Origin of the sequence: Bacteroides sp. D55t1_190419_B8, assembly GCF_015558905.1 — a bacterium.
GTDB classification, from domain to species: domain Bacteria; phylum Bacteroidota; class Bacteroidia; order Bacteroidales; family Bacteroidaceae; genus Bacteroides; species Bacteroides vicugnae.
The window spans coordinates 370,206-384,067 of record NZ_JADMOU010000003.1 but is presented as its reverse complement, the minus strand read 5'-3'; the positions used below and the strand labels follow the sequence as shown (position 1 = coordinate 384,067).

The window sequence follows — 13,862 nt, the reverse complement described above, 5'->3', positions numbered from 1 at the left end:
AATTATTAATCAAAAATACAACTCAATGTGGGCTACAATACCTTTGTGGGTATTATAGCCGTACAATGAGTGCTTACTATAAAATAAGAAGGGTGACGCTTTTCTTTGAGCATCACCCTTTCTTTATAGTAAGTTCTTTTGTCTATTTCACAATTCCTCTTTCCGAGCTCTTTACGAAATTTACAATGTTCTCGATCTCTTCACTCATAGGAACCTGATCGACAATCTTTTGTACAGCATCCTGAACACTGAAATTACCCTGATAAATCAAACGGTATGCATTGGCGATGTGGCGGAGGATTCTTTCTGATGTATTGTGATGTTGGGAAAGAACTACAGCGTTCACACCGTGATATGCTACAGGATTTCCGGACATAATAACATAGGGAGGTACATCCTTGGATATACGGCACCCACTTTGTACCAGTGTCCAGCTACCTATGTGACAATATTGGTGCAGGGTTACATTACCGCTTAGAATAACGCAGTCATCTAACGTACATTCTCCTGCGATGGTAGTACCTATACCTACTACACAGTTATTGCTGATTTGTACATCATGGCAGAGATGTACTTTATCCATCAGGTAGTTTCCGTTTCCAATTTTGGTAGCATTACCGGCAAACGTAGCGCGGCTGATTACTACATTCTCACGAATATCGTTGTTGTCACCGATAATCAGGCTACTGTCTTCTCCTGTATAGTGGAAATCTTGCGGTTCCGCTCCCAAAACAGCGTTCTGATGTACCTTGTTTCCTTTTCCCATTCTAGTACCTTTCAGGATACTGGCGTAGGACATGATGACACAGTCATCTCCGATTTCCACATTCTTTTCAATGTAGGCAAAAGGCTGGACTGTTACGTTCTTGCCTAACTTTGCTTCAGGGTCTACATAAGCTAACGGACTAATCATAATAGTATATGTTTAAAGTTATTCTTCTCTTCCACCACCCAATGCCTGGTAAAGGCTTACTACGGCCTGCATCTGATCAAAGCAATCGGAAACCTGAGAGATTTGTGCACTCAGGTAAGACTGTTGTGCTGACAGTACTTCCAGATAGGTTGAGGTCCCTAAGTTAAACAATTCTTTTGTATCTTCCGAAGCTTTCTTTGCAGATTCTACCTGCATTTGGCGTGATTCTACTTTTTCACTGGTCTTTTGGTATAAACTTAACGCATTGCTGACCTCACTTCCGGCATTCAGAAGTGTTTGTTGGAAGGATAGTTTAGCTTGTTCCTCCTGTGCTTTCGCTGCTTTCAGCCGGGCAATGTTCTGTCCCCGGTAGAATAGAGGCTGCGTAAGTGAACCAATGGCGGAAGCCAACAGCTTTCCCGGATTGATAATTGCGCTACCGGCACTGTTGGTCCATCCGGCAGAGCCGCTAAGCGTGATTTGCGGATAGAATGCGGCACGTGCCGAATTAGTATTGTAATAGCAGCTTGCCAATGACATTTCAGCAGCTTTTACGTCCGGACGGTTGGATAGCAACTGGATAGGTACACCTGCGGAAAGTTCCGTCGGAAGTACTTGTGCCTCCAATACGCCACGTTTGATGGCGTGCGGAGCTTCGCCCAAGAAAGTAGACAGGGCATTTTCCGTCTCACGTATGCTTTGTTCAATGTCCGGAATAGTGGCAAGTACCTGCGCGTAAGCAGCCTTGCTCTGTTCTACACCGGCCGAATTGATATTGTACATAGCAGAGTTTTTCATCGCTTCCATTGTTTCGGCATTCTGTTTCAGAATTTCAGCTGTGGCTTTGGTTATTTCCAGCTGGCGGTCTAACATCATTAATGTATAATACATATTGGCGATGTTGGAGACAACCTGTGTCTGCACAGCCTGACGGTAAGCTTTCACTTGCTTCAGAGTAACTTGTGCATTTCGTTTGGAGTTGAGCAACTGACCGAACAAGTCGATCTGCCAGCTAGCTGTAACGGGCAATGAGTACGTTTTTGTTGCTGCGTTTTTATCAAAACTACTGATTGTTCCTTGCGGTGATAACCCCAGTGACGGAGCATAAGCCAGACGTGCAGACATCAGGGATGCTTCTGCTGCTTTCACATTCTGAGCGGCCGACAAGAGGTCAGTGTTTTGTTTCAGTCCCGCTTCGATGAGAGACTGGAGTTGCGGGTCGGTGAAGACTTCTCTCCACGGCAGATTACCGAAGTTGGCTGTATCCGAAACCAGTGTATCATTATTCGCTACCGGATCGCGATACAGGCCGGAAGTGGTGATATCTTCGGGTCTGTCATACGACTTATAGATGTGGCAGCTGCTCAAGAGAGCAGTTGCACACAACATATATAGAATCTGTTTCTTCATATCGAATTTCATTATTTAGCGTATTGTTCAATCTCTGTTACAGCATCTGTATTGTCAATATCTTCCCATTCCATCGGTTTCACTTTCTCTTGCAGATATTGGAAGATTACGAACAAGGCAGGAACGATGAAAATCTGGCAAATCATACCGATCAACATACCACCGATAGAAGCAGTACCCAGTGTACGGTTACCGTGAGCACCTACACCAAAGGCAAACATCAACGGAAGCAATCCGACTACCATTGCCAATGATGTCATCAGGATCGGGCGGAGACGGGCACCGGCGCCCAATACGGCTGCCCATGTGATACTCATACCCATCTTGCGGCGGTCAAGGGCGAACTCTACAATCAGGATGGCATTTTTCGCCAACAGACCCATCAACATGATCAACGCAATCTGCATATAGATATTGTTGGACATTGTCCCCAGAATCATCTTCAACATCGAGATATTACCGATAGCACTTACTCCGTTCACAAACAGGAAGCTGCCTAGCAGACCGAACGGAACGGACAATAATACGGCTAACGGAAGTATGTAACTTTCGTACTGTGCACTCAGCAACAGATAAACGAATACGAAGCAGAGGATGAAAATCAATCCGGTAGCGCTTCCACTGCTCTGAGCTTCTTCACGCGCCATACCACCCAACTCGTAGGTGTAACCGGTCGGAAGATTCTGCTTGGCTACTTCTGCCAGCGCAGCCAATGCCTGTCCGGATGTATAACCACTGGCAGGAGCCACCATCACTTTCATGGAAGTGTAAAGGTTGAAGCGGCTGATGATATCCGGGCCATACACTTTATCAATCGTAATGAATTGAGAGATAGGAGCCATTTCACCGGCACTGTTACGAACCTTGATATTCTTCAAAGATTCCAGATTCTTACGTGATAACGGGTCCGACTGAATCATTACACGATACATCTTACCAAAACGGTTGAAGTTGGATGCATACAGACCACCATAATATCCTTGCATAGTGGTAAGGATGTCGCTCGGGCTGATGCCTGCCTTCTTACAAGCTGCCGCGTCAATATCAATCATATATTGCGGGAAGTTCGGGTTGAACGTTGTTTTGGCAGAATTGATTTCAGGGCGGGCTTCCAGTGCGGCGGTATAGTCGTTGACTACATCGAAGAACTTGTTCAAGTCACCGCCCGTCTTATCCTGCATATTCACCTCAATATCCGTAGATGCTGAATAACCCGGGATCATCGGCGGAGCAAAGAACAACACCTGTGCTTCCTTGATGATCTTCTGTGCACGCATATATAAGGACCCCACCACAACGTCAGAGTTTTGTATCATCGAACGTTCATCCCAATCTTTCAGTTTGATGATGAAAGAACCGTAGGACGGTCCCTGTCCACCGATGAAACTGAAACCGGAAATCAATGTGCGCGAAGATACGGCCGGATCAGCGGCAATCAGGCTGTCTACACGTGCCAGAATCTCTTCCGAGCGGTCTTGTGACGTGCCCGGCGGCAAAGTCACAGCTCCCATCAGTGTACCGGTATCTTCGTTGGGCACCATACCTGTCGGAGTGGTGTTCATGAAGAACATAAGCAATACAATAGAAGCAACGACCAACCCCATGGACAACCATTTCTTCTGGATGAAGAACAGTACGTGCTTTTTATATCGTTTCAGGATAGATTCATAGGTATCGTTGAATCTGTTCTTGAATTTATTCGTGCTCATTCCGATTAGTGCCAAAATACTAAGAAGTATGAGGATGGCGGTAATCACCGGATTGATACTGAAGAATCCGAAAATCATACCGAGAATGGCAACAAGTGTGAATGTGAGTGTGATTCCCGGATGCAACATCTTTCCGATTGCTTCGGTATATCTGTTTATCATTGTTGTATGAGCCGTCTTGTAGGCTGTTTTCATACGCTCCTTCAATGGAGGAACTTCTTCGGAACCTTCCTGCTTGTGCGGTTTCAGAAGAACGGCACACAAGGCGGGGCTTAATGTCAAAGCGTTCAGAGCGGACAGACCGATGGCGATGGCCATAGTCATACCAAATTGGCGATAGAATGTTCCCGCCGTTCCACCCATGAAACTTACCGGGATAAATACGGCCATCATGACCAGTGTAATGGATACGATAGCACCGCCCAATTCGTTCATTGCGTCGATGGAAGCCAGACGGGCGGAAGTATAGCCTTGGTCTAGCTTGGCGTGTACACCCTCGACGACCACAATGGCGTCATCGACCACAATGGCGATGGCGAGTACAAGCGCACATAACGTCAGCAAGTTCAAACTGAATCCTACTAAGGACAGGATAAAGAATGTACCGATAAGAGCTACCGGGATGGCGATGGTCGGAATCAATGTAGAACGTAAGTCCTGCAGGAAGATATATACTACGATAAATACCAGGATAAATGCCTCGATCAATGTTTTCAATACCTCATGGATAGAAGCGAACAAGAAGTCGTTGGCATTCATGGATACGTTTATCTTCAAACCGGCAGGCAGTGATTTGGACGCTTCATCCAGCAACACCTGAATGTCGCTGATGGTTTGTGTCGCATTTGTTCCTGCCATCTGATAAACGATACAGGTTACAGCCTTATGTCCGTTTACACGGTTGGTAAAGTTGTATCCCAAACGGTCCAGTTGGATTTCTGCAATATCGTTCAGGCGAAGCACTTCACCGTCGGGCAAAGATTTGATGACGATATTTTCGAATTCCTCCGGTTGTTGCAGACGTCCTTTGTAGCGGATGGTATATTGGAAAGTCTGGTTGCTGCGTTCACCGAATTGTCCCGGAGCAGCTTCCACGTTCTGTTCTGCCAAGGCTGCGGATACGTCGCCCGGAACCAGCTTGTATTGCGCCATTACGTCCGGACGTAGCCAGATACGCATAGAGTAGTCCTGTCCCATCACAGAGGCATCACCCACACCCGGTACACGCTGAACTTGCGGAATCAGGTTGATCTTAGCATAGTTTTCGATAAATGATTCTGTATATGTATCACTTTCGTCGTAAAGAGAGAACACCACTAGCATGGAAGTCTGGCGTTTCTGAGTTGTCACACCGACTTTGGTTACTTCGGCAGGCAGTAATCCCTGTGCCATAGAAACACGGTTCTGCACGTTAACGGCAGCCATATCTGGGTCTGTTCCCTGTTTAAAATAGATGGATATATCACCTGCACCGGTGTTGGATGCGTTGGAGGTCATATACATCATATTTTCCACACCGTTGATTTGTTCCTCTAGCGGGGCAATCACGGAATTCAATACGGTTGACGCGCTGGCACCCGTATAAGTGGCCCTTACCGATACGGTAGGAGGCGCAATGTCCGGATACTGGGTGATTGGCAGTGTTGCCAGTCCGATAGCACCCAGAATGACTATCAAAATAGAAATAACCGTTGATAGTACCGGACGGTTAATAAATTTATCTAACTTCATACGATTATCTAAATTATTAATTGAAAGCTGTAGCTAAATTACCATCGTGCTGGTCTTTCAAATGCTGTTGATAGTTCGCTTCTTTTTGAGCAGGTGTGATAGGCTGTATGCTCTGGCCATCTTTCAGACTCTGCACGCCTTCGATTACAATTTTATCTCCAGGATTCAGACCTGAAGTTACGAGATATTCTTTTCCGTTGTCTAGATTGAAGATCTTGATTTCTGTATATTTCACCGTGTTATCCGGTTGCAAAACGTAAACGAACTTCTTATCCTGAATTTCTACTGTTGCTGATTGCGGTATCGTAATCACATTTTCCATCGTGTAAGGAATCAGTACGTTTGCTGTTCCGCCACTGCGTAAGATGTGTTCTTTGTTCGGGAAAAGGGCACGCATACTTACCGAACCGGTTGACTGGTCGATCACTCCTGTAATTGCGTCTACTTTACCCTCGATGCTGTACTCTGTACCGTCGATCAGCTGCAATTTGATAGCTGGAATTTTGCTGATTTCTTCTTTGATAGTACCTCCGGTTTTAGTCATGGCCAACAGCTCTTTTTCTGTCATGGAGAAATATACATATACTTCATCAATTTCAGAAACAGTAGTCATCGGAGTAGAGATGGAAGGGCTTACCAATGCTCCCAGACGATACGGAATATCGTTGATTACACCGTCAGAAGGACTCTTCACTTGGGTGAAAGAGAGATTCTGCTGTGCAGTGGTAAGCTGTGCTTTTGCTTGTGCCAGTTGTGCCTGTGATTGCGCCAGCGTATTTTCTGCCATTGACAAGTCGTAGTCACTGATGATGTTCTTCTTGTTAAGCTCACGCTTATTGTCTACCGTCATTTGTTGAGTGCTGACAGCAGCTTCGGCTGTAGCAACGGCAGCTTTTGCTGTGCGCACTGCAGCTTCGTATTGTGTAGGATCAACAATGAACAATACTTGTCCCTTACGGACAGTTGCTCCTTCATCCACGCATAGTTTCGTGATGAAACCCGATACCTGCGGACGGATTTCTACGTCTTGTTTACCTTTGATTGTAGCCGGATAGGCAGTTGTTAAATGGGCAGTCGTCTTTTGTAACTCTTGTACTGCATATTCAGGAACCTTTCCTGTTCCATTGCCCTTATTGCCACAACTAGACAAGAGGGCTACGCAAAATGCAAATAAAACAATTCTACTTTTCATACTTATAAATATCTGTTTTTTAATTTAATGCGTTTGTTCCCAGTGTGCTGTTCATTCATATAGTCAAGGGTTTTAAGGAAGAAAAGCCGGAAACTAATTTAGGCAAATTAGTTTCCGGCTGCAAAAGTACTTTAAATTCGGTATTCTTGTTCTCTGATACCGTGTTTTTTAACTATGTTTTTTACTTTAGTTTATGATATACAGGAGTCATAATAAAACTTAACTCATAATCTTGGTAAGGAAGACGGTATTTTTCCAGTGGTATAGCTCCCCAACTGTTGACACAGGCAAGACCAGCTTGCGCCTTGTCGATACAGAAATTGGTGAAGTCCGCCTTTTCTACTTCCGGTGAGTGACGCTGGTCTTTACCGTCACCGTCATCCAATGATTCGATGGTATAATTCAGTGCAGAAGCAGAGAAAGGAGCATCCGATACGAATTGTAGTCCGTTGCCGCTGATATTCAGAAGTCTCCACCAACGGATGTCCGTTTTTGTTCCGGTTTCCTGCGGGCGGATGTAAGGATAGAATTGTTCTTCTACCGTTTGGCGGTATTTGCCCAACATGGCTCCGTGGTTACGGTCGGCATAGTTCTCTCCCGGACCACGGCCGTAGTATTCTACCTCGTTGAAGTTGACAGGCATACGCATTTGCATACCGAAGCGGAACATTTCAGAAACCTTCTTGCTCTTGTCTGCCACCATCTTTTGAGTAACCTTCACTGCACCTTTATTATTAATGGTATAAGTCAGCGACAATGTTCCACCTATCGACTTCATGTCATATTCAGCACGAACCACTGCCTGATCGTTTTCAATCGCGTGTTTCAGAGAAGTCAGTTTCAGTTCCGGATTCTTCCATGCAGCGTATTTGTGTTGCAGTCCGGCTCCGAAATCATTGTCGGTCGGTGCACGCCAGAAGTTAGGAGTCAGTGCGCTGCCGTCTTCCATCATTTGCATACCGTTGACGTCGTAACGGCAGAGGTAACCGTCCTGTTTGTTGAAATCCATGGAGAAGTTCTCACCTTTCACGATCAGGTAATTGCGGTCGTTATCCAAAATATCGGGTACGATAACCGGAACGTTGGAAGCCTGTTGGTTTTCCAGTTTCAGTTCCGGTGCTTTGTAGTCGCGGATGCTTAACTGGTCGTAAGCGATAGTCGTTCCTGCCGGCAGCAGTGTTTCGGCAGCTTTCAGTTTGTAGCTCACATTGAGCAATAATTCCTTGCAAGGGCAGATATTCTTCACGTCAAACGGAATTTGCACTTTGACGGTTTGTTGGGGCGCAACTTTCAGGTCGGGCACGATGCCTGTTTGCACTACTTCCCCGTTTGCCAGTAATTGCCATTCCATATAGTATGCAGAGAGGTCGCGGAAGAAGTTCTCATTGAAAATATTGATTTCACCTTTGGCAAGATCCGCAGGAGTAGTCCATATATCCTGATAGAAATAAGCAACTTCATAAGCATGTGGATTAGGCACGCGGTCGGGGCTGATTAGGCCGTTGTCGTTGAAGTTGTTGTCCGAAGCGTCGTATTTGTTGAAATCGCCGCCATAACCATAGATACTCACTCCGTCTTTATTTTTCCAGTGGCAGGATTGATCTACGAAGTCCCAAATAAATCCACCCTGATATTTCGGATATTTACGGATGATGTCCCAGTATTCTTTGAATCCGCCTTCCGAATTACCCATTGCGTGTGCATATTCGCATTGGATTAACGGTTTCTGGATATTACCTTCACTATATTTGATACAAGCGTTGTAGTCATAATACATTGGGCAGAAAATATCGGTGAATTCGCTGGTTCCTGCCTGTTCGTATTGTACGGCACGCGTCTTGTCTTCGTTCTTGATCCAAGTGTAGCATTTCTCAAAGTTCGGTCCCATGCCGGCTTCGTTACCCAGTGACCAGAAGATGATAGACGGATGGTTGTATCCGCGTTGTACATTGCGTTGGTTACGTTCCATGTGAGCTTTGGCATAACTCGGGTTCTTTGCCAGTGTCTGATCGCCGTAACCCATTCCGTGAGATTCTACATTGGCCTCGGCCACTACATACAGACCATATTGGTCACAAAGGTCATACCAACGGTTGTCGTCCGGATAATGGCAGGTACGCACAGCGTTGATGTTCAGTTCTTTCATCACTTTGATATCCTGTAGCATACGTTCGAGAGAAACGACATAACCACCGTCCGGGTCTATTTCGTGACGGTCGGCTCCTTTGAAGAGTACCGGTTGTCCGTTTACGAGTATCTGTCCGCCTTTCAGCTCAATCTTGCGGAAACCTACTTTAACGGGGATTACTTCTACTACATTATTGCCGTTTTTCAGTGTAGCGGTCAGCGTGTAGAGGTTAGGTGTCTCGGCAGTCCATTTAGCCGGATTAGAGACAGACAAGGTTGTATTTAATTTGCCCGAACCCTTCAAGTTGGCAGTCGCTACACTGTTGCCTTGAGTATCTGTCAAGTTTAAAGCTACTGTGCCGCTTCCTTTCAGGTCAACGGCTATATTCAGCATACCGTCTTTATATTGGCTGTCCAGATCGGGAGTGATACGAATGTCCTGAATGTATTTTTTGTCGCGTGCGTAGAGATAACAGTCACGTCCTACGCCGGAGTAGCGGAAGAAGTCCTGATCTTCCAGATAACTGCCGTCGCACCAGCGGAATACTTGGAAAGCGATCACGTTTTTACCCGGTTTCAGATAGTTGGTCAGGTTGAATTCAGCTTCCAGTTTACTGTCTTCGCTATATCCTACGTAGCGTCCGTTCACCCAAAGGTACATATTGGAAGTTACCGAGCCGAAATGTGCAAAAATCTCTTTGCCTTTCCAGTCGGCGGGAAGGATAATTTCTTTGCGGTAAGAGCCTACATGATTGTTTTCTGTCGGCACCTGCGGAGGATTGTTTTTGAATTGGCTTCTCCATGCATATCCTACGTTGACGTAGATAGGATCACCGTAACCGTTCAATTCCCAAACGCCGGGCACCTGAAGGTCGTCCCAACCTTTGTCGTTGAAATTAGTTTGATAGAAGTCAGTCGGGCGTGCATCTGCATGTCTCACCCAGTTGAATTTCCAAGGACCGTTCAGGGTCATGAAATTCGTTGAATTTTCTTTGATGCCGGCTTTAGCTTCATCAGCCGATGCATAAGCAAAGTAATTAGCGTGCATGGCGGAGCGGTTTACGGAATTCACTTCCGGGTCTTTCCACTCATTGAAGCTTTGTGCTTGAATTGCTGTCAGTCCCAATGCAGCCAAGCAGCAAGAGAGTAGTTGTTTCTTCATGGGTTTTTTGTATTAGGTTTGAATTTCGGGAGTCAAAGATAGGGAATAATTTGATTAATGAAGGAGAATAATAAGTCTAATTAGGTATGGCAATAGTTCAATTTTAATTTATTTATGAACTATCCAATGAAGGCTGATAATGATATGTGGAGTTGGTATAGATTTACGATGAGAGAAGAACTTGGTAAATTAACTTTTTGAAAACGACTTTTCGAGTATGGTAAAATCAATAAGAAACGATGAATAGGCTGTATTTCTCTAGTGTGATGCCCTGATATTATGGATAATACAGCTAGATTTAAAGCTTTACATTTCTTGTTATGTACTATTTTGTATCTTTTTAGTATGATAACTGTATCTTAAAAACTGTCATATTCACTTAATTTGCGACAAGTGTTTTTAACAAACCTATTTCAAATTCTTAAATTTATTATTATGAACAAACTGACGAGACTAAAAAGATGCAAAAGGTGCATCAGTACGTTAATGCTTATGTGTTGTTCGCTCTTGGTATGGGCGCAAAATACAGTGACGGGAACTGTATTGGATGAATCTAACTTAGAGGTGATTGGTGCTAATGTAAAAGAAAAAGGCACGGCTAACGGTGCTATTACCGACATGAATGGTGTTTTCCATTTAAAAGTAGGCAATCTTCAAAAGGCAGTTCTGCAGATTTCGTTCATGGGATATGAACCTCAAGAAGTGCCATTAAATGGTCGCAAACAACTGAAAATTATTTTAAAAGAAACGGCAAATGAACTTCAGGAAGTTACAGTTGTGGCCTATGGTACACAAAAGAAAGAAACTCTGACAGGCGCTATTTCTGCTGTAAACAATGAGGCGCTGATACGTTCGCCAAATGCAAGTGTGGCCAATTCGCTGGCGGGCCAGATTACAGGACTCTCATCCGTCCAGACTAGCGGTCAGCCGGGGCAGGAAGACCCTAAGGTGTTTATTCGCGGAGTGGGGTCTTTGACAGAAAGCGCTTCCTCTCCTTTGATTTTAGTGGATGGTATAGAACGTTCATTTTATCAAATGGACCCGAATGAAATAGAGAGCGTGACGGTTTTGAAAGACGCTTCTGCTACTGCCGTGTTCGGTGTGCGTGGTGCAAATGGTGTAATTTTGGTGACTACACGCCGTGGTAAGGAAGGCAAAGCGAAAATCTCCGTGAATTCTTCGGTTGGTATCCAGATGCCTACCCGCATGCTTGAAATGGCAGACAGCTATACGTATGCTACTTTGAGGAACGAGATTATAACGAATGATAAACCAAATGCTACCGAAAATGATTTGGTTTTTGATAATTATGCAATTGAACGGTTCAGGTTGAATGATGAACCTGTTATGTATCCCAGTATCGACTGGAGAAAGTATTTGCTAAATAAAACGTCTGTGCAAACACAGCATAACCTGAATATTTCTGGAGGAACAAAAGATATACGTTACTTTATATCTTTAGGTTTCTTATATCAGAATGGCTTGCTGAAACAGTTTGAAGGAGTGGGGTATGATAACAATTATAAATACAAAAGATACAATTATCGCTCGAATTTAGACTTTAATGTAACTAAGACTACCACGTTGAAGATTGGTATCGGTGGCATTGTAGGTAACCGGAATGAGCCGATGATTAATGATGCGACTAATTCGATCTGGACACTGATTAATCAGACAACTCCGTTTAGCAGTCCGGGTGTAATTGACGGACAACTCATAGTTACTCCCGAAGAACGTTTTGATAATAAAATTAATCTGGGCAACAGTGCTTTGCCTAAGTGTTATGGGACGGGTTACTCAACTGCTATTAATAATACGATGAATCTGGACCTTCTGTTGAATCAGAAGTTGGACTTCATAACCAAAGGGCTGTCGGCGGAAATAAAAGGTGCTTATAATACGAGTTATGGCTTTACCAAAAAGCGTAAAGGGCAAGTGGAACAATTTATGCCTTTCTATCAGTCTTCTTTGGAAGACCCGTCGCTTGGTTATGATTCGCCGGATTTCAACAAGAATATTGTTTATAAGATCAAAGGAGAGAACAAGAGCTTGCAATATGAGGAAACTTCTTCGCGGGCACGAGACTGGTATCTGGAAGCAAGTCTGAGATATAACCGTAAATTTGGTTTTCATAATGTCGGGGGATTGTTCTTATACAATCAGAGCAAGAAATACTATCCTACCCAATGGGTGGGAGTACCGTCTGCTTACATCGGTTTTGTAGGGCGTCTGACATATGATTACAAATCCCGCTATATGGCAGAAGTTAACTTCGGTTATAATGGTTCTGAGAATTTTGCTCCGGGTAAGAGATTCGGTGCGTTTCCTGCCGGTTCTATCGGTTATATTCTGTCGGAAGAGGCTTTTATGAAAAAACAGAAGGTGGTTGATTATCTGAAATTCCGTGCTTCTGTCGGCTTGGTCGGAAATGACAATCTTGGAAATAACCGCTTCTTGTTCCTGCCGGATTCTTACGATGTGAATCTGAGCGGAGTAGATGGATGGAATAACAATAAGTATGGGTTCAACTTTGGTTATAACAGCAAGGCGTTAATTCTGGGTGCATTGGAGAAGCGTCTGGGCAATCCGAACGTGACTTGGGAAACTGCGCTGAAACAGAACTATGGATTGGACGTTCATTTCTTGAAGAGCCGTCTGAAAATCTCTTTGGATTATTTCCTCGAAGAACGTAAGGATATTCTTATCAATCGTAAGACAATACCTTTATTAACGGGGCTGACTTCATCCATTCTACCTGCCGTAAATATGGGTAAAGTGAAAAACCATGGATATGAAGTAGAAGTGAGGTGGAATGACAAGATCGGGCAGGTTCAGTATAATGTTCAGGCAAATGTTTCCTATTCAAAGAATAAGATTGTTTTTCAAGACGAGGTTGAGCCTAATGAGCCTTATATGTGGCGGACAGGAAATCCGGTCGGAACGCTCTTCGGATATGTGGCGGACGGTTTTTATACAGAGGCGGACTTCGGGGAGAACGGCAAACTGTTGGCAGGTCTGCCCGATCCGGGTGTGTCTGTGAAGCCGGGTGATGTGAAATACCGGGATTTGAACGGTGATGAGGAAATTACTTCCGACGACCAGACTATTATTGGAAACCCGACTCGTCCGGCCTATACATTCGGATTGAATTATGGTATTAATTACAAAGGCTTTTTCCTGACAATGAACTGGACTGGTGCTGCACAGCGCTCTTTGTTGCTGGACGGGGCTTTCAGAGAACCTTTTGGAAATGGTAAAATCCGTGGTTTGATGCAGTTTCATGCAGATACGCGCTGGACGCCGGAAACTGCAAACACAGCTACTACACCGCGGTTTACCGAGACAAATGCAGTCTATAATATGCGTTCCTCCTCTTTGTGGGTGCGAGACGGTTCTTATTTGAAGCTGAAGAATGTGACGATAGGATATAACTTCACAGATAAGAAGATGTTAAAGAAGCTGGGTATTCAGCAGTTAGGTATAAAACTGACCGGTTATAATCTGTTGACCTTTGATAAGTTTGACATCATGGACCCTGAATGTAATCCGAATAATGCGGATTCTTACCCTATCATTAAAATATATAATTTAGGTATTAATCTAACCTTTTAATAGTGC

General features: G+C 44.4%; 6 protein-coding genes. 1 reads left to right on the top strand and 5 read right to left on the bottom strand.

Features of this window, described 5'->3' with window-relative positions; genetic code table 11:
* Positions 1-142: 142 nt before the first annotated feature.
* From lpxA to I2I13_RS04945, 5 genes are all read right to left on the bottom strand, one after another.
* Positions 143-913 carry an acyl-ACP--UDP-N-acetylglucosamine O-acyltransferase gene (lpxA, locus tag I2I13_RS04965; RefSeq protein WP_148365495.1) on the bottom strand — a complete coding sequence of 257 codons (771 nt, stop codon included), beginning with the start codon at positions 911-913 and terminating at the stop codon, positions 143-145.
* Positions 914-931: 18 nt separating this feature from the next.
* A complete protein-coding gene (locus I2I13_RS04960; RefSeq protein WP_148365496.1) occupies positions 932-2,323 on the bottom strand; it encodes an efflux transporter outer membrane subunit in 1,392 nt (463 codons plus the stop codon).
* 11 nt (positions 2,324-2,334) lie between these two features.
* The gene (locus I2I13_RS04955) at positions 2,335-5,763 is read right to left on the bottom strand and encodes an efflux RND transporter permease subunit (RefSeq protein ID WP_074558191.1); all 3,429 of its coding nucleotides are present in this window, start codon (positions 5,761-5,763) and stop codon (positions 2,335-2,337) included.
* A 16-nt stretch (positions 5,764-5,779) separates the two neighbouring features.
* Positions 5,780-6,955: an efflux RND transporter periplasmic adaptor subunit gene (locus I2I13_RS04950; RefSeq protein WP_195648963.1), complete on the bottom strand. Its 1,176-nt coding sequence runs from the start codon at positions 6,953-6,955 to the stop codon at positions 5,780-5,782.
* Between the two features lie 181 nt (positions 6,956-7,136).
* A complete protein-coding gene (locus I2I13_RS04945) occupies positions 7,137-10,244 on the bottom strand; it encodes a glycoside hydrolase family 2 TIM barrel-domain containing protein (RefSeq protein ID WP_195648962.1) in 3,108 nt (1,035 codons plus the stop codon).
* A 486-nt stretch (positions 10,245-10,730) separates the two neighbouring features.
* Here I2I13_RS04945 and I2I13_RS04940 point away from each other — a divergent pair, with 486 nt between their 5' ends.
* Positions 10,731-13,856, top strand: coding sequence for a TonB-dependent receptor (locus I2I13_RS04940; protein WP_195648976.1), 3,126 nt, complete (start codon positions 10,731-10,733; stop codon positions 13,854-13,856).
* Positions 13,857-13,862: the final 6 nt, after the last annotated feature.